Raw genomic sequence first — 17,539 nt, forward strand, 5'->3', positions numbered from 1 at the left:
GCGTTACTCCGTGTCCGCGTCGTCGCCTTCGTGGGGAGCGGCGTCCACGGCGGCGCCGTCGGTGAGAAAGCCCGCGCCGTCGAGGACGACGCGCTCACCCGGCTCCAGCCCGTCGCGGATCTCGGCGCGGTCCCCGAAGCGGGTGCCGACCTCCACGGCGCGCTCCTCGACGGCGCCGCCGTCCTCGCCGAGGACGTAGATCACCTCGCCGGCGGGGCGGCGCACGACGCTCTGGTTGGGCAGGACGAGGCCGTCGCGGACATCGAGCACCACCTCCGCCTCGGCGCTGGCCCCGGGGCGCCAGCCGCCGGGGTTGTCCACCTCGGCGATCAGCTGCAGCGAGCGGGTGGCATCGCGGATGCCGGGTCGCAGGTCCGAGATGGTGGTCTCCAGCTCTGGCTGCAGGCCGGAGCGGCTGCGCAGGATCAGCTCTGTCCCGCTGTCGAGCCGCGGGGCCAGGCTCTCGGAGACCGGCAGGCGGACCTTGAGCCGATCCAGATTGATGAGCTGGAAGACCGAGTCGCCGGCGGTGACGTAGTCGCCCTCGCTGATGTGGCGTTCATCAACGGCACCGCTGACCACGGCGCGGATCCGGGTCCGCTCCAGGTCCCGCTCGGCGCGCCGCAACTGCGCCAGGGCGGAGGCGAGCTCCTCCTCGCGAGCCTCGAGTTCGGCCTCGGCGTTGTCGAGCTCGTCCTCGGAGATGTGATCGTCCTCGTAGAGTTCCCGGTTGCGGGCCACGTTGCGCTCCTGCACGCCGACCATCGCCGTCAGCCGGGCCACATCGGCGGCCGCGGCATCCCGGTCGTCGACGTAGTCCTCGCGGTCGATCTCGGCGAGCAGGTCGCCGCGCTCGACGCGGGCGCCCTCGTCGACATGGATGGCATCGATGACGCCACCGACCTCGGCGGCGAGCAGCGGGCGCGACTTGGCCTCGACGCTGCCGACGGTGTTGCGGACCTCGCGGACCTGTTCCTCGGTGGCCTCGATCCAGGTCACCGAAAGCGCCTCCTCGCCGCCGTTCCCGTCGTTGTCGCCGGCATCGTCGCCACAGCCGGCAGCGAGCAGGGCCAGGGCGATGATGGCGACCACCGTCCGCAGCCGGCGTGGCCGGGCCGGCGCCTCGGGGGACGAATCGAGCATGTGCCAGTCAGTCACTTAGGCCTCCTTTTGGATCCCGTCGAGCAGGATGTCGACGACGTGATCCGCGTACTGATCAGGGTCGTCGGCGAAGTCCACGCCGGGAAGCTGGCGCAGGACCTCGCGGTGAGCGGTGTAGAAGGTGTTGGCGGCGAGCATCAGTGACGCCATCAGCGCCGGGTTCGTGTCCCGGCGCCAGGAGCCGGTGTGCTGGCCGCGCGAGAAGATCTCTGTCATGCGCTGGAAGTCGGCACCGAAGACCTCGTCGACCAGGGTCCGGGCGCGACACGGATTGGCGTCAAAGGCCTCGGCGAGCACCAGCCGGGTGGCATCGGGGTCGTCCAGGGCGCGGTGCAGGTCGGCGCGGACGAAGGCCCGCAGCTGCTGTGCCGGGTCACGGGTCTCTTCCTCGGCGAAGGCGTGGATCAGCGCCCGGGCCGATTCGCAGCAGCGGCGCAGCGTCTCCACGTAGAGCTCCTCTTTGGAGGCGAAGTGGTGGAAGACATTGGCCTTGCTGACTTCGGCGGCCTCGGCGATGTCGCGGATCGACACCGAGCTGTAGCCCTCGCGGGCGAACAGTTGCTTGGCAGCGGCGACGATCCGTTCGGCAGCTTCGGTGCGACCGGTGTTGTCGGGCATGGGCTCCGCGTCCTACGTCGGGTTCCGGGGTGCGGTCATCTCGCCAACCGACCGAACGGTCAGAGACTCTACAAGGACTATGCTACGCACTCAAGGCGGTCGATGCACGGGTCGCGATTGATTGGTATCAAATGGGCGCCCGGGGGGCGGAGGTCGCCCCCCGGGCGGGGCGGGGCAGCTGATCCGGGCCGCGCCGGGGCGGTGTCGCCGCGCGGTCAGCGCCCCCGCTTGTCCTGCTCGATGAGCGCAAACGCGGAGTGGTTGTGGATGGACTCGTAGTTCTCGGAGGTCACGGAGTACGCGGCGATGCGCTCATCGTCGTTGAGGCGGCCGGCGATGTCCCGGACCACGTCCTCGACGAACTTCGGGTTGTCGTAGGCGCGCTCCGTCACGTGTTTTTCGTCCGGGCGCTTGAGGAGCCCGTAAAGCTCACAGGAGCCTTCCTGCTCGACGAGGTCGATGAGCTCCTCAAGCCAGACAAAACCGTCCATGAGGGCCGTCACGATGACCAGCGAGCGCTGGTTGTGGGCGCCACGGTCGGCAATCTCCTTGGAGCAAGGGCAGAGTGTGGTGATCGGCACGGCAACGCGCACCCAGGTTTCGTGCCGGTCGCCGTGGATCTCGCCGACGAAGGTCACCTCGTAGTCCATGAGGCTCTCGACCCCGGTGATCGGCGCCTGCTTGTTCACGAAGTAGGGAAACGCCATCTCGATGTGCCCGGAATGGGCCTCGAGCCGGTCGGTCATCTCGGCGAGCATCTCGTGGAAGGACTCGACGGTCACCTCGCGGTCGTGGCCCTCGAGGATCGAGACGAACCGCGACATGTGCGTGCCCTTGAAGTGTTGCGGCAGGTTCACGTACATGCTGAAGGTGGCCACGGTGTGCTGGTCCCGCCCCGTGCGGTCGCGGACCCGCACCGGATGGCGGATGTCCTTGATGCCGACCTTGTTGATCTCGATCTGCCGGGTGTCGGCTCGTCCCTGGACGTCTTCCATGGTCTTGTTCCTGGTGTCTGAGCCCGTCGTGTGCGGCGGGTGACAAGTGGGGTTCAGCATGATTCTGCGGCCTCGGTCTCGGCTTCCAGCGGTAGGTTTGAATTTGGAACGAGTTTAAATATTTGTAAAGGGGCGATCCCGACGGTCTCGGCAGGGTTTTTGTCCGGGAAGGCGGGCTTTCAGGCCTGGCGCTGGATGCAGTAGGCGGCCAGTCCGCGCAGTACATCGGCGCCGGGGCCCAGCCCGTCGAGGGCATCGATGGCGTCGCCAGCCAGCCGCTCGGCCAGTTCGCGCGACTGGCGCAGCCCGAGGATTGACGGGTAGGTGGGCTTATCCCGGGCTGCGTCGGCGCCCTGCTCCTTGCCCAGGGCCTTGGCGTCGCCTTCGACGTCGAGCACGTCGTCGTGGATCTGGAAGGCGAGACCGACGCACTTGGCGTAGCGGTCGAGGGCGTTGAGGGTGGCGGCGCAGGTCGGGCCACTGGCCAGGGCGCCGAGCTGGACACTGGCGCGGATCAGGGCCCCGGTCTTGTGGATGTGCATGTCCTCGAGCTCGGCGGCGTCGAGCCGGCGCCCGACGGAGGCGAGGTCGATGGCCTGGCCGCCGACCATGCCGCGCGAGCCGGCCGCCCGGGCCAGTGCCTGCACCATCCCGGCGCGGGCGGCCGGGGCCGGGGCGTCCTCCCGCTCGCCGTCGGCGAGCAGCTCGAAGGCCCGGGCCTGCAGGGCGTCGCCGACCAGGATGGCCGTCGGTTCGTCGTAGGCGCGGTGGCAGGTGGGCTGCCCGCGGCGCATGTCGTCATCGTCCATGGCGGGCAGATCGTCGTGGACGAGCGAATAGGCGTGGATCATCTCGACGGCGCAGGCCGGGGCGTCCAGCCCACTGCCGGTGTAGTCCAGGGCCCGGCCGGTGGCGTAGACCAGGGTCGGGCGCATGCGCTTGCCGCCGCCGAGCACGGCGTAGCGCATGGCCTCGTGGAGGCCCGTCGGGTGGGCTTCAGCGGCGGGCAGGGCCGCCTCCAGGGCCCGCTCCGCGCGTTCGCGCAGTGGCGGCAGTGCCGCCTCCAGGGCTTCAAGAATCGTCGGGTCGAAACGGGCCGACATCACCGTCCTCGCTGTTCTCGAGTAGGATGGCCACTTTCTGCTCGGCGGCGCCCAGCGCCTTCTGGCAGTGGCGGGTCAGGTGGATGCCCCGCTCGAAGTCGCGCAGCGCCTCCTCGAGGCTCTGCTCGCCACGCTCCATGCGTTCGATCAGTGCCTCGAGCTCGGCCACCGAGCGCTCGAAGTCGGGGAGGTCGCCCTGGGGGGCGGATTCCTGCGAATCGCTCTCACTCATGACGGGGAAAAGTAACGGAGCCGCAAGGGGTGGTCAAATGAGCGTCGAGCCGGCAGGGTGCCCGCTCGCGCCCGTGCCCCGGAGGGGGACGGGATATCCGGTGCACGGCTCCCTTGTAAGTTGCCGCCGGGAGCCGGAAACTGCTCGCCCTGAGCGCGAACCCTCAATGGCCCGATCCGCGACCACGTGATCCGATGACGACCAAGACCCAGCAGACCTACGACGCCACCGACATCGAAGTCCTCACCGGCCTGGAGCCGGTGCGCCGGCGCCCCGGCATGTACACCGAGACCAACCGCCCCGACCACCTGGCACAGGAGGTCATCGACAACAGCGTCGACGAGGCGGTGGCCGGCCACGCCCGGCGTATCGAGGTGACTCTGCACGCCGATGGTTCGCTGGAGGTCAGCGACGACGGCCGCGGGATGCCGGTGGATACCCACCCCACCGAAGGGGTCCCGGCCGTGGAGGTGATCCTCGGCCGGCTCCACGCTGGCGGCAAGTTCTCCAGTAAGAGCTACCGCTACTCCGGCGGCCTGCACGGGGTTGGCGTCTCGGTGGTCAATGCCCTGTCGACGCGGCTGCAGGTGCACATCCGCCGTGACGGCGCCGAGCACACCATCGCTTTCTCCGCAGGGGAGCGCATCGAGCCGTTGGAGCAGGTGGGCAAGACGCGGGAGACCGGGACCACGCTGCGCTTCTGGCCGGATACCAGCTACTTCGATAGCCCGCGCTTCTCCCGGGCGCGGCTCGAGCACCTGCTGCGTGCCAAGGCGGTGCTCTGCCCGGGGCTGACGGTCGTCCTCCGCGACGCCACCGGCCGCGAGGGGCAGGAGCCGGAGGTGCTGAGCTGGTATTACGAGGACGGTCTGCGCGACTACCTGGCCGGCGCCGTCGCCGAGTACGAGCACCTGCCGGATCCGCCGTTCACCGCCCGGCTCGGCTCCGAGCACGAGGAGATGGAGTGCGCCCTGGTCTGGCTCCCCGAGGGCAGCGGCCCGGCCGAGAGCTACGTCAACCTGATCCCCACCGCCCAGGGCGGCACCCACGTCAACGGCCTGCGTACCGGCCTGACCGAGGCCCTGCGGGAGTTCTGCGAGCTGCGCAACCTGCTGCCGCGCGGCGTGCGGATTGCCCCGGAGGACGTCTGGGAGCACATCAGCTACGTCCTGTCGGTGAAGATGCACGAGCCGCAGTTCGCCGGGCAGACCAAGGAGCGGCTCTCCTCGCGCAACTGCGCCGCCTTCGTCTCCGGAGCCATCAAGGACGCCTTCAGCCTGTGGCTCAACGAGCATACCCAGAGCGCCGAGCAGATCGTCGATCTGGTGGTGCGCGCCGCGCAGCGCCGTCAGCGCGCTGCCAAGAAGGTGACCCGCAAGCGCGTCGGCAGCGGGCCGGCGCTGCCGGGCAAGCTGGCCGACTGCACCGGGCAGGATCCGGCGCGCAGTGAACTCTTCCTGGTCGAGGGCGATTCCGCCGGCGGTTCCGCCAAGCAGGCGCGCGAGCGGGAGTTCCAGGCGGTCATGCCCCTGCGTGGCAAGATCCTCAACACCTGGGAGGTGGCGCCGGACGAGGTCATGGCCTCGCAGGAGGTCCACGACATCGCCGTGGCGCTGGGGGTCGATCCGGGCAGCGACGACCTCTCCGGGCTGCGCTACCACAAGGTCTGCGTCCTCGCCGACGCCGACCCCGATGGGGCGCATATCGCCACGCTGCTCTGCGCGCTGTTCCAGCGCCACTTCCCGGCCCTGGTCGCCGGCGGACACGTCTACGTGGCCATGCCGCCGCTCTACCGCATCGATGTCGGCAAGCAGACCTTCTACGCCCTGGATCGCGACGAGCGCCAGGGCATCCTCGACCGCATCGAGGCGGAGCGCATCAAGGGCAAGGTGCAGGAGACCCGCTTCAAGGGCCTGGGCGAGATGAATCCGGTCCAGCTGCGCGAGACCACCATGGCCCCGGATACCCGCCGCCTGGTGCAGCTCACCGTCGACGACCCGGAGGAGACCGAGCGCCTGCTGGGCATGCTGCTCGGTCGCGGCGCCGCCGCCCAGCGCCGGGAGTGGCTGGAGAGCAAGGGCAACTTGGCGGAGATTGTCATTTAGGGACCAGTAGCCACTGCCCCTGATCCGTTCAACCTGACCGCTGCCCCCTGAGCCCTGAACCCCTAAACCTGAATCCTGAAAAACTATGTCCGATCCCGCTGCCTCCGATTTCGAGACCCAGCCGCTCCGCGAGTTCACGGAGCGGGCCTACCTCGATTACTCGATGTACGTCATCCTCGATCGTGCCCTGCCCCACGTCTCCGACGGCCTCAAGCCGGTGCAGCGGCGGATCGTCTACGCCATGTCCGAGCTCGGCCTTTCGGCGGCGGCAAAGTACAAGAAGTCGGCGCGCACCGTCGGCGATGTGCTGGGCAAGTACCACCCCCACGGAGACGCGGCCTGCTATGAGGCCATGGTCCACATGGCCCAGCCGTTCACTTACCGCTACCCGCTGATCGACGGGCAGGGCAACTGGGGCTCGCCGGACGACCCGAAATCCTTCGCGGCCATGCGTTACACCGAAGCGCGCCTGACGCCCTACGCTCGGGTGCTGCTCAGCGAGCTGGGGCAGGGCACGGTGGAGTGGATCCCCAATTTCGATGGCGCCCTTCAGGAGCCGGAGCGCCTGCCGGCGCGACTGCCCAACGTGCTGCTCAACGGCGGTTCGGGGATCGCCGTGGGGATGGCCACGGACATCCCCCCGCACAACCTGCGCGAGGTGGTTGCCGCCTGCGTCCATCTGCTCGACCATCCCGAGGCCACCACCGCTGAACTCTGCGAGCACGTTCCGGCGCCGGATTTCCCCACTGCCTCGGACGTGATCACCCCGCGCGAGGAGCTGCGCGGCATCTACGAGCGCGGTCACGGCACCGTGCGCGCCCGGGCCCGCTGGGAGTACGAGCGGGAGCAGGCGCAGATCGTCATCCACGCGCTTCCCTACCAGGTGGCCGGCGCCAAGGTCATGGAGCAGATCGCGGCCCAGATCCAGTCGCGCAAGCTACCGATGGTCGAGGATCTGCGCGATGAGTCGGACCACGATGCGCCGGTGCGCATCGTGGTCCAGCTGCGCTCCCGGCGCCAGGATCCGGAGCGGGTGATGGATCACCTGTTCGCCACCACCGATCTCGAGCGCGGCTACCGGGTTCACCTCAACGTCATCGGCCTCGATGGCCGGCCGCGGGTCTTCTCCCTGCGCGACCTGCTCGCGGAGTGGCTGAGCTTCCGCACCGAGACGGTCCGCCGCCGCCTGGCCTGGCGCCTGGATAAGGTGGAGGACCGGCTGCATATCCTCGAGGGCCTGCTCACCGCCTATCTGAACATCGATGAGGTCATCGCCATCATCCGCGAGGAGGACGAGCCCAAGCCGGTGCTCATGGAGCGCTTCGGGCTCAGTGATGCCCAGGCCGAGGCGATTCTCGAGCTGCGCCTGCGCCACTTGGCGCGGCTCGAGGAGATGAAGATCCGCGGTGAGCAGGGGGATCTGGAGCGCGAGCGCGACGAGCTGCGCGCCACCCTCGGCGATGAGGCCCGGCTGCGCGAGCAGGTCAAGAGCGAGCTGCTCAGCGACACCGAGGCCCACGGCGACGAGCGGCGCTCGCCACTGGTCCACCGCGGCCCGGCGCGGGCCATGGACGAGACCGAGCTGATGCCCAGCGAGCCGGTGACCGTGGTCCTCTCGGAGAAGGGCTGGGTGCGCGCGGCCAAGGGGCATGAGGTTGATCCGAGCGGGCTGTCCTACAAAGCCGGCGACGGTTACCTGGATCACGCCCCGGGGCGCTCCAACCAGCCGGCGGTCTTCCTCGACTCCACCGGCCGGGCCTACGCGGTGCCGGCTCACACGCTCCCGTCGGCGCGCAGCCAAGGTGAACCGCTGACCAAGCGGCTCACGCCGCCGGAGAAGGCGCGCTTCCAGTCGGTGCTCGCCGGCGACCCGGAGTCGCGCTGGCTGCTCGCCTCCGACGCCGGCTACGGCTTCCGTGTCCCCCTGCGGGAGCTCTTCTCGCGCAACCGCGCGGGCAAGGCCGTGCTGACCCTGCCGGAGGGGGCGGCGGTGCTGCCGCCGGTGGCGTTGCCCGCCGAGGCCGATGGGGCCGAGGTGGCGGTGGCCAGCTCCGACGGTCGGCTGCTGGTCTTCCCCCTCGAGGAGCTCCCGGAGATGGCGCGGGGCAAGGGCAACAAGCTCATCGGCATCCCGGCCCAGCGCCTGCGCAGCCGTGAGGAGGTGGTGGTGGCGGTCGCCGTGCTGCCCGCCGGCGCTGCGCTGCGGGTGGAGGCCGGCAAGACCGGCAAGCGGCTCAGTCGCGACGACCTGGAGGCCTTCCGCGCCGCCCGGGGCCGGCGTGGCGTTCAGCTGCCGCGGGGCCTGCGCCAGGCCCGCGGCCTGCGTGTCGACGTCTGAGCGTGGTGACGGGGTCTTGAAACCTTTGCCGCCGAACCCAATCCAAGCGTCAGGAAGTGGATCCCGCAGTCTGACGAAAGAGGAGCGTTCTCAACGATGCTGACCCGGATCGCGTTATTGCTGGCGACCAACATCGCCGTCGTGTTGGTGCTGTCGATCATCCTGAACCTGCTCGGCGTGGAGCAGTTCCTCCGCGAGCACGGCATCGATGCGGAGCTGGTCACGCTGCTGATCTTTGCCGCGGGTATCGGCTTCGCCGGCTCGTTCATCTCGCTAGCGATGTCCAAGTACATGGCGATGAAGATGATGGGTGCACAGCCCATCGAGAGTCCGCGCGGCGAGCAGGAGCAGTGGCTGGTGGAGACGGTGCGCCGTTTCGCCCAGCGTGAGGGCATCGGCATGCCCGATGTGGCGATCTACGACGCCCCGGAGATCAACGCCTTTGCCACCGGTGCGCGGCGCAACAGCGCCCTGGTGGCGGTCAGCTCGGGGCTGCTGCAGAACATGACCCGAGACGAGGCCGAGGCGGTCATCGCCCACGAGGTGGCCCACGTCTCTAACGGGGATATGGTCACCCTGACCCTGATTCAGGGCGTGGTGAACACCTTCGTGATCTTCCTCTCCCACGTCGCCGGGCGCTTCGTCGACCGGGTGGTGTTCAAGAACGAGGACGGCCACGGCCCCGGCTTTTGGATCACCATGATCTTCGCCCAGATGGTCCTCGGCGTGTTGGCCTCGATGATTACCATGTACTTCTCGCGCAAGCGCGAATTCCGGGCCGACGCCGGGTCCGCCAAGCTGGCCGGGCGCGACAAGATGATCGCCGCGCTGGAGAAGCTCAAGCGCTCGGTGGAGCCGCAGAACATGCCGGACGAGATGGAGGCCTTCGGCATCAATGGCCGGATGGGCGGCTCTTCGATCAAGCGGCTGTTCATGTCGCACCCGCCGCTGGATGAGCGCATCGAGGCGCTCAAGGCGCGTCCGGTGTAATCACCGTCTTGGCCGCCGCGCCGGGCTCCTCGCGGGCCAGGCGCGGGACCAGGTAGCCGGGCAGTCTCCGGGCGAGTTCCGCCCAGAGCCGCTGCCCGGTTTTTTCGTCGACGTCGAAGTGGGCGGCGCCGGCCACCGGGTCGAGCAGGTGCAGGTAATAGGGCAGGACGTCAGCGGCGAACAGCCGCTCGGAGAGCGCTGCCAGAGTGGCGCTGTCGTCGTTGACCCCTCGCAGGAGGACCGTCTGATTGAGCACTGTCGAGCAGACATTGCCCAGACGGGCCAACGCCGAGCCCACCTCCGCGTCGACCTCCCTGGGGTGGTTGGCGTGAACGACGACCACGGTCTGCAGGCGGGTCTGTCCCAGATGGCGGGCCAGGGCGGCCGTCACCCGGGACGGGATCACCACCGGCAGCCGTGTGTGGATACGCACCCGGCGTACCGCCTCGATTTCACCGAGGCGCCGGAGGCAGGCGCCCAGGGCCTGATCATCGAGCAGCAGCGGATCGCCGCCGCTGAGGATCACCTCTTCCGGCGCTCCCGCCTGCTCCAGCCGGTCGAGGGCGGTGCGCCAGCCGGGTTCGCGGTTGTAGGGGAAGCAGCGCCGGAAGCAGTAGCGGCAGTGGATGGCACAGCCCCCGGTGGCGATGAGCAGGCTGCGGCCCTGGTACTTCTGCAGGACGCCGCTGCCGGGGTGCCCGTACTGTTCGGCCAGGGGATCCGCGGTGTAGCCGGGGTGCGTCTCGAGTTCCGCATCGATGGGGAGCACCTGACGCAGCAGTGGGTCGTGGGGATCCCCGGGCCGGATGCGTGCCAGATAGGGAACTGGAACCCGCAGCGGGAATGACCGCGCCGCCCGCTCCGCCGGGGCGAGCAGGGCCTCGGGCAGGTCCAGGCGGTGGAGCAGCTCGGCGGGTTGGCGGATCGCGCCGATCAGCTCCTGGCGCCAGCGCTCGTTGGCGCGGCGTTGCCTGCCTGGCTTGGGCTGTCGGGCCGTATCGGTTAGCATCGCTTCAACTTCGCATACCCGAGGGGATTATGGCGACCTATAGCACCAACGAATTCAAGGGCGGACTCAAGATTATGCTCGACGGTGATCCTTACACCATCGTCGAGAACGAGTTCGTCAAGCCCGGTAAGGGGCAGGCCTTCAACCGCGTCAAGCTGCGCAATCTGAAGACCAACCGCGTCGTCGAGAAGACCTTCAAGTCCGGCGAGAGCGTCGAGGCGGCCGACGTCATGGAGACCGAACTCCAGTACCTCTACAACGACGGTGAGTTCTGGTACTTCATGGATCCCAACTCCTTCGACCAGAAGGCCGCCCCGGCCAGCGCCGTGGGCGATGCGGCCCAGTGGATCAAGGAGCAGGATACCTGCACCGTGATCCTTTGGAACGACGCGCCGCTGCAGGTCGAGGCGCCGAGCTTCGTCGACCTCAAGGTCATCGAGACCGATCCGGGTGTGCGTGGCGATACCAGCAGCGGCGGCACCAAGCCGGCCAAGCTGGAGACCGGAGCCACGGTGCGGGTGCCGCTGTTCATCGAGGAGGGTGAGGTGCTGCGCGTCGACACCCGCAAGGCGGAGTACGTCAGCCGCGCCAAGGACTGACGATGGCGGCCGGCGCTCCGCGCGGCGCCGCCGATGGTGCCACCGTGCGCCGGGTGGGGCGGGAGCTGGCACGGATCCGCCGCTTCCTGGCCGAGCGCGAGGTGCTGGAGGTGCAGCCGCCGTGTCTCGGCCCTGCGGCCATGGACCCGGCGCTGGAGAGCATCTCGGTGCCAGGCGCCGCCGCTGACGGCGCCACCGCTTACCTGCAGACCTCGCCGGAATCGGCCATGAAGGCGATGCTTGCCGCCGGCAGTGGCGACATCTACTACCTCGGTCCGGCCTGGCGCGGTGGCGAGTGCGGGCGCTGGCACGCCGCCGAGTTCACCCTGCTCGAGTGGTATCGCATTGGTTTTGATCACCACCACCTGATGGACGAGGTGGCGGCGCTGGCGGCGCTGCTTGTCGGTGATCGCCCGGTGGAGCGCTGGTCCTACCAAGGGGCCTTTCGTCATTATGCCGGTGTCGATCCCCTGGCCGACGCGGATGACGTGCTCCGCGACGCTCTGGCGGACCAGGGCATCGAGTTGCACGGGGGCGTCCCGGCGGGGCGCGATGAGACGCTCGATCTGCTGCTCTCTCACGCCGTGGGGCCGGCCCTGGGCCACGGTAAGTTGACCTTTCTCGATGGGTTCCCGGCCAGCCAGGCCGCCCTGGCCCGCCTGGACGACGCCGACCCGCGCACGGCCCGGCGCTTCGAGCTCTTCATCGACGGCTTGGAGATCGCCAACGGGTACCATGAGCTCACCGATGCGGCGGCGCAGCGCGAGCGCTTCCGGGCCGAGCAGGCCGAGCGCCGCGGTGCCGGCCAGCCGGTACACGCGCTCGATGAGCGGTTGCTCACCGCGCTCGAGCAGGGCGTTCCCGATTGCGCCGGTGTGGCGCTGGGGGTGGATCGGCTCCTGGCGCTGGCGCTGGGCGCCTCGTCGCTCCGCGAGGTGCGCGGGGCCGACGGGTAGGCGGGGTGGGGCGCCCCGGCAGCCGCAGGCCCCCGGGGCGCCGCGGAGGGTCAGCCGCCGCGGGGCACGGTCTGCGTATCGATGAACTCGAACAGCCCCTCGAGGCCGCCCTCGCGGCCGTAGCCGGAGAGCTTCATGCCGCCGAAGGGGGCCTCCGGCGTCGGGCCGCTGCCGGTGTTCCAGCCCACGTGGGGGAAGGCCAGGCGCCGGATGAATCGCTCGGCCCGGGCGTCGTCACCGGTGAACAGGTAGGCGGCCAGGCCGAACTCCGTATCGTTGGCCATGGCCAGCGCCTCGGCCTCATCGCCGAAGGCGGCCATGGGCACCAGCGGCCCGAAGGTCTCCTCCTGCCAGCAGGCCATGTCGGCGGTGACGCCGCGGACGACCGTCGGCGGGAAGTAGGCGCCGTGCTCGTGCTCCAGCGGGCCGGGGTCTTCGCCGAGCACCGGCGTGGCGCCCTGCTCGACGGCGTCCAGGTAGTGGCGGCGGACCTTGTCGTAACCGCTGCGGTCGATCAGCGGCCCCAGATCCACCCCGGGGGCCATGCCATCACCGACGGTCAGCCGGGCGGCGCGCTCGGCCACCTTCTCGGAGAAGGTGTCGATCACCGACGCCTCGACCAGGATGCGGTTGGCGCAGACGCAGGTCTGTCCGCCGCCGCGGAACTTGTTGGCCATCAGCTGATCCGCGGCCCAGTCAAGATCGGTGTCGGCAAAGACAATGAACGGTGCGTTGCCGCCGAGTTCCAGAGCCAGGCGCGTGCAGTCGTCGGCGCTGGCGCGGATCAGTTGCTGACCGACGCCGGTCGACCCGGTGAAGCTGAACACCCGGATGCGCCGGTCGGCGAGCAGGGCATCGCCGATGGGGCCCGCGGCCCCGGTGACCAGGTTGACCATGCCCGGCGGCAGGTCCAGCTCGCGGTGGAGCAGGGTGAACAGCGCCACCATGGTCAGCGGTGTCTTCGAGGACGGCTTGACCACCGCCGGCGCCCCGGCGGCGAGGGAGGCGGAGAGCTTTTTGGCGATCATGCCGATGGGGAAGTTCCACGGCGTGACCAGGGCCACCGCGCCCGCTGGACGGTTGTGTACGGTCCAGGTGCAGCCGCGGGGCTGTTCCTCCAGGGTCCGCGGGGCGAGCGCATCGAGGTTGCGGGCCGCGTAGGCGAAGAAGCCGGCAGCGTAGAGCACCTCGCCCTGGCCCTCGGCGTGGGGTTTGCCGTGTTCCAGGGTCAGGATGCGCCCGAGCTCCTCCTGGTGCTCGCGCAGTGCGGCATCGATGGCCTGCAGCCAGCCGCGCCGGGTCTCCAGGTCCGGCGTTTCCGCCAGGGCGGCATCGGCGGCATCGACCGCCCGGTTGGCCTCGTGGGCGCCCAGCGCCGGGAGTTCGCCGAGCAGCTCGCCGTTGGCCGGGTTGGTGATCTGGAATGTGGCGCCGTTGTCGGCGCCCACCCAGTTGCCGGCGATGTAAGAGTTGAATTCGGGCAGTAGCGGAGAATCGATCATGTTGACCTTCTTGGCAGCGGAGTCGTGGTTCGGTATTCCGGAGCCGGTGCCCGCCGGTCAGTGGGCCCAGGCTGGTCGCTGGTCAGTCAGCGGCGCGGCCTGCTGGTAGGTGTGGGCCGCACGCAGGACCAGCGCGTCGGCGTGCCGGGTGCCAACGATCTGCAGGCCAATGGGTAGGCCCTGGGCCGTGAAGCCGCACGGTACCGAGCAGGCCGGTTGGCCGGTCATGTTGAACGGGTAGGTGAAGGGGGTCCAGCTGGGCCAGCGGCGGTCGTGCCACCCCTCCGGCACCTCGAGCCCGGCCGTGAACGCCGGGATTGGCAGCGTCGGTGTGAGCAGCAGGTCGTAGCGCTGGTGGAACAGGCTGGTGCGCTCGATGAGCGCGGCCCGCTCGTTCATCGCCGCCAGGTAGTCGAGCATGGAGGCGTCGCGAACGCTGCCCACCGCTTCGATGAGGTTGGGGTCCATCTCGGCGTGGCGCTCCTCGGGGATGCTGCGCAGGGCGTTGGCGGCACCGCCGAAGAAGAGCAGATCGAAGGCCTCGCGCGGGTCGGCGAAGCCCGGATCCACCTCCTCGACCTGCGCGCCCAGCGCCTCGAACAGGCGCGCCGCCTCGGCCACGCTGCGCGCGATCTCGGGATCGACCTGCACGTAGCCGAGGTTGGGGCTGAAGGCCACGCGCAGGCCGCCGACACCGCCGGCCAGTGCGGCCACGTAGTCGCCGCCGGCCGCGGGCAGGGTCGGATCCCGGGGGTCGGGTTCGGCGATGACGTTCATCAGCCGTGCGGCGTCCTCCACGGTCCAGGTCATCGGGCCCGGGTGGGCCAGCTGCCCGAACGGGCTCGCCGGCCACAGGGGCACCCGGCCCTGGGTTGGCTTGTGCCCGACCAGGCCCGAGAAGCCGGCCGGGATGCGGATCGAGCCGCCGGCGTCGGTGCCCAGGGCCAGCGGGCCCATGCCCAGTACCACCGAGGAGGCGCTGCCGCCGCTGGAGCCACCGGCCGTCTTGTCGGGGTCGAAGGGGTTGCGGGTGACGCCGTAGCAGGGGCAGTCGGTGACCCCCTTCCAGCCGAGTTCCGGCGTGGTGGTCTTGCCTAGCGGCACGAAGCCGTGGCGGCGCAGCGCCGAGACCGCCGGGGCGTCCTGCTCCCAGGGGCCGGCCGGGTCGACGGTCTTGGAGCCCTTGAGATTGGGCCAGCCGCGGGTCAGGAAGACGTCCTTGATGGCCACCGGCACGCCATCGAGCTCGCCCATCGGCGAGGTGTTGTGGTAGCGCTGCTCGGCGCGCCGGGCAGCGGCCAGCGTCGTCTCTTCGTCCACCAGGCAGAAGGCGTTGACCGTCTCGTTGTGGGCCCGGATCCGCGCCAGGGCCGCCTCCGTGGCCTCGACGGGGGAGAGGGTGCCGCCGCGGTAGCGACGGAGCAGTTCGCTGGCGGTGAGTTCGGCGATGGCGTTGGGGTTGCTGCTCATGCTGGATTCTCCGGTGGCACGTAACCGCGTTGCTTGTCGACGACGTTGCACAGCGGTGAGCCGGTGGACCACCGCTCGAAGTTGTCGATGAACTGATGGATCAGCGCCTTGCGCCAGCCGACGAAATCGCCGGCCATATGGTGCGAGATAAAGACGTTGGGCATGTCCCACAGCGGGTGCGCCGCCGGCAGGGGCTCTTCCTCGAAGACGTCCAGGGCGGCGCCGGCGATTTCCCCGTCGTGCAGGGACGCGACCAGATCCTCGGTGACCACGATCGGCCCGCGGCCGATGTTGATCAGGCGCGCGCCGGGGTCCATGGCCCGGAAGGCACGGCGGTCGAACAGCCCCCGGGTGGCGTCGGTCAGCGGGGCGGCGATGATCACGTAGTCCGCCCGCGGCAGCTGCTCGTGCAGGTCCGCTGTGCCGTAGACCGTGCCGAAGTCGGCGTCGTCGCTGCGCGGACGGCTGGCCACGCCGTCGACGGACAGCCCGGCGCCGTCCAGTAGCCGGGCGATCTGCCGGCCGATGGATCCGGCCCCGACGACCAGCGCCCGCTTGCCCTGGATGCGCTCGGTCTCACGGTGGCGCCATTCGCGGCGCTCCTGCAGGGCCAGGGTGGTACGCATGTCCTTGGCGAAGAGCAGGATCATCCCCAGCACCGTCTCCGCGATGGCCCGGTCGAAGATGCCGCGGGCGTTGGTCAGGGGGATCGAGGAGCGGGCCATCTCGGGGAAGAGCAGGGCGTCGACGCCGGCGCTGGTGGCGTGGACCCATTCGAGCTGACGGGCGTGGGGCCAGGCATCGCGGACGAAGCGGGTGCGGAAATCCGTCACCAGCAGGACCCGGGCATCGGCGATGGCTTCGGTGAGCCCTTCGCGGGTGGTGGCGTGGCGGACCTCGGCGCGGTCCTCAAGCTGCTCGAGCCCCGGCGGCGGTCCCTCGTCCGGGGCGGTGAGCAGGGCGATGACAGGTCGTGCTCCGTCGGCCATGACCCCTCGACCTCCTGGCGGTGATTTCTGTCCAAGGTATCGGGTGGACGGGGGAGGGACAAGGAGCGCGACTGCCCGGCTTTCGGCCGCGGGGGTCTTGTAAGCGGACTGGAAAGGATGACACTTTGCAGTCAGGGGCGAGTGGCGAAGCAGCCGCCACCCGCGAGTCCAGTGCGAAGAAACGCAGGGAGCGTGCCGTGGCCTATCCCGACGATATCGATCCCGACGACGAGCGCGAGCCGGTATGGAGCCCTTCGATCCGGGCCCTGCCCATCCCCGGCATCCGCAAGATGGTGAACATGGCGGCCGAGATGGACGACGTGATCCACCTGTCCATCGGCCAGCCCGATTTCCCCATGCCGGAGCACGTGGTCGAGGCGCATATCCAGGCCCTGCGGGACGGCAAGACCGGCTACACCATGGATGCCGGCCTGCCGCAGATGCTCGAGGCCGTGGCGGAGTACTACAGCGAGCGCTACGATCGCCCGCTGGCCCCGGAGAACGTGCTCATCACCACCGGCGCCACCGAGGCGATGTACCTGGCGATCGCCGCCACGGCGGCGCCGGGGCGGCAGTTCCTCGTCCCGGATCCGACCTTCCCCCTCTACGCCCCCCTGATCCGCATGAACGGCGCGGAGGTCAAGCCGATCCCCACCCGGGCGGAGCACGGTCATCAGATCGATCCGCAGGAGGTGATCGACAACATCGGCATGCGCACCTTCGGCATCATCCTCAACTCGCCGAGCAACCCCACCGGCACGGTCTACCCGCGGGAGACCGTCGAGGCCATCGTCCAGGAGGCCGCCTACCGCGGGGTCTACGTCTTCAGTGACGAGGTCTACGATCACCTGGTGCTCGACGAGATGGAGTATCCGAGTGTGCTGCGCTGCACCTCGGACCTAGACCACGTCATGGCGGTCTCCAGCCTGTCGAAGACCTTCAGCATGGCCGGTCTGCGCATCGGTTGGCTGATCTCCAGCCAGGGGGCGATCAAGAAGCTCCAGCGCTTCCACATCTTCACCACCACGGTCGCCAACACGCCGGCCCAGTGGGCCGGGGTTGCCGCCCTCAAGGGGGGGATGGCGTGCGTCGACGAGATGCTCGACGCTTACCGTCAGCGTCGTGACCGCATTGTGGAGCTGGTCAGCAACACCCCGCATATGACCAGCTATCGGCCGCAGGGGGCGTTCTACATCTTCCCGTCGCTGCCGCCGAACACCGACGCCACCAATCTGGCCACGCGAATGCTCAAAGAGACCGGCGTGTGCGTCGTGCCGGGCGATGCCTTCGGTGACAGCTGCCCGAATTCGCTGCGCATCAGCTACGCGGCCTCCATGGACGATATCGAGCGCGCCTTCGATCGCATCATCCCTTGGATGGAGAAGCAGGGCTTCTGATCGCGGCCGGATGTCCGCGCCGCCGCCGGGGGGCCCCCCCCCCCCGGGGGGCGGGGGGGGGGGGGCAAAAAAGCC

General features: G+C 69.5%; 15 protein-coding genes. 6 read left to right on the plus strand and 9 right to left on the minus strand.

The annotated features are described in order from the left end of the window. Nucleotides 1–3: 3 nt before the first annotated feature. The 5 genes from LRG10_RS11910 to LRG10_RS11930 form a co-directional block, all read right to left on the minus strand. Nucleotides 4–1,158: an efflux RND transporter periplasmic adaptor subunit gene (locus LRG10_RS11910; RefSeq protein ID WP_201242272.1), complete on the minus strand. Its 1,155-nt coding sequence runs from the start codon at nucleotides 1,156–1,158 to the stop codon at nucleotides 4–6. Continuing rightward, entirely contained in the window at nucleotides 1,159–1,779 is a 621-nt protein-coding gene (locus LRG10_RS11915; RefSeq protein ID WP_238634002.1) for a TetR/AcrR family transcriptional regulator, read from the minus strand. 215 nt (nucleotides 1,780–1,994) lie between these two features. Next, nucleotides 1,995–2,774, minus strand: a complete 780-nt coding sequence (folE2, locus tag LRG10_RS11920) for a GTP cyclohydrolase FolE2 (protein WP_238634003.1) — start codon at nucleotides 2,772–2,774, stop codon at nucleotides 1,995–1,997. A 179-nt stretch (nucleotides 2,775–2,953) separates the two neighbouring features. Continuing rightward, nucleotides 2,954–3,877: a polyprenyl synthetase family protein gene (locus LRG10_RS11925; protein WP_201172067.1), complete on the minus strand. Its 924-nt coding sequence runs from the start codon at nucleotides 3,875–3,877 to the stop codon at nucleotides 2,954–2,956. Continuing rightward, complete coding sequence (locus tag LRG10_RS11930) at nucleotides 3,846–4,109, minus strand: exodeoxyribonuclease VII small subunit (protein ID WP_201172064.1); 264 nt, start codon at nucleotides 4,107–4,109, stop codon at nucleotides 3,846–3,848. The genes LRG10_RS11925 and LRG10_RS11930 overlap by 32 nt, the downstream gene beginning before the upstream one ends. Before the next feature lie 194 nt (nucleotides 4,110–4,303). Here LRG10_RS11930 and parE point away from each other — a divergent pair, with 194 nt between their 5' ends. The 3 genes from parE to htpX all read left to right on the plus strand — a co-directional run bounded on the left by parE (nucleotide 4,304) and on the right by htpX (nucleotide 9,542). Further along, nucleotides 4,304–6,214 (plus strand): DNA topoisomerase IV subunit B, encoded by a 1,911-nt coding sequence (parE, locus tag LRG10_RS11935; RefSeq protein ID WP_238635681.1) that lies wholly within the window; start codon nucleotides 4,304–4,306, stop codon nucleotides 6,212–6,214. 85 nt (nucleotides 6,215–6,299) lie between these two features. Next, the gene (gene parC, locus LRG10_RS11940; protein WP_238635682.1) at nucleotides 6,300–8,552 is read left to right on the plus strand and encodes a DNA topoisomerase IV subunit A; all 2,253 of its coding nucleotides are present in this window, start codon (nucleotides 6,300–6,302) and stop codon (nucleotides 8,550–8,552) included. A gap of 99 nt (nucleotides 8,553–8,651) precedes the next feature. Continuing rightward, a complete protein-coding gene (gene htpX / locus LRG10_RS11945; RefSeq protein ID WP_201242287.1) occupies nucleotides 8,652–9,542 on the plus strand; it encodes a protease HtpX in 891 nt (296 codons plus the stop codon). On the opposite strand, the gene epmB is transcribed toward htpX, so the two are convergent. Beyond that, nucleotides 9,523–10,551, minus strand: coding sequence for an EF-P beta-lysylation protein EpmB (gene epmB / locus LRG10_RS11950; protein WP_201242267.1), 1,029 nt, complete (start codon nucleotides 10,549–10,551; stop codon nucleotides 9,523–9,525). The two genes, htpX and epmB, sit on opposite strands and share 20 nt — an antisense overlap. Nucleotides 10,552–10,580: 29 nt before the next feature. Between epmB and efp the strand changes: the two genes are divergently transcribed. Further along, entirely contained in the window at nucleotides 10,581–11,150 is a 570-nt protein-coding gene (efp, locus tag LRG10_RS11955) for an elongation factor P (protein WP_201172055.1), read from the plus strand. 2 nt (nucleotides 11,151–11,152) lie between these two features. Beyond that, nucleotides 11,153–12,106, plus strand: a complete 954-nt coding sequence (gene epmA, locus LRG10_RS11960) for an EF-P lysine aminoacylase EpmA (RefSeq protein ID WP_201172053.1) — start codon at nucleotides 11,153–11,155, stop codon at nucleotides 12,104–12,106. A gap of 50 nt (nucleotides 12,107–12,156) precedes the next feature. On the opposite strand, the gene LRG10_RS11965 is transcribed toward epmA, so the two are convergent. Genes LRG10_RS11965 through LRG10_RS11975 form a run of 3 tightly spaced genes read right to left on the minus strand, consistent with a single transcriptional unit; the run spans nucleotide 12,157 to nucleotide 16,067 of the window. After that, a complete protein-coding gene (locus tag LRG10_RS11965) occupies nucleotides 12,157–13,608 on the minus strand; it encodes an aldehyde dehydrogenase family protein (RefSeq protein WP_201172051.1) in 1,452 nt (483 codons plus the stop codon). A gap of 57 nt (nucleotides 13,609–13,665) precedes the next feature. After that, nucleotides 13,666–15,078: an amidase gene (locus LRG10_RS11970; RefSeq protein ID WP_238634010.1), complete on the minus strand. Its 1,413-nt coding sequence runs from the start codon at nucleotides 15,076–15,078 to the stop codon at nucleotides 13,666–13,668. Beyond that, nucleotides 15,075–16,067, minus strand: coding sequence for a D-2-hydroxyacid dehydrogenase (locus tag LRG10_RS11975; protein WP_201172036.1), 993 nt, complete (start codon nucleotides 16,065–16,067; stop codon nucleotides 15,075–15,077). The genes LRG10_RS11970 and LRG10_RS11975 overlap by 4 nt, the downstream gene beginning before the upstream one ends. A gap of 197 nt (nucleotides 16,068–16,264) precedes the next feature. Between LRG10_RS11975 and LRG10_RS11980 the strand changes: the two genes are divergently transcribed. After that, nucleotides 16,265–17,464 (plus strand): aminotransferase class I/II-fold pyridoxal phosphate-dependent enzyme, encoded by a 1,200-nt coding sequence (locus LRG10_RS11980; RefSeq protein WP_201172034.1) that lies wholly within the window; start codon nucleotides 16,265–16,267, stop codon nucleotides 17,462–17,464. Nucleotides 17,465–17,539 lie beyond the last annotated feature (75 nt).

The organism is Halorhodospira sp. 9628 (genome assembly GCF_022228075.1).
Classification (GTDB): domain Bacteria; phylum Pseudomonadota; class Gammaproteobacteria; order Nitrococcales; family Halorhodospiraceae; genus Halorhodospira; species Halorhodospira halophila_A.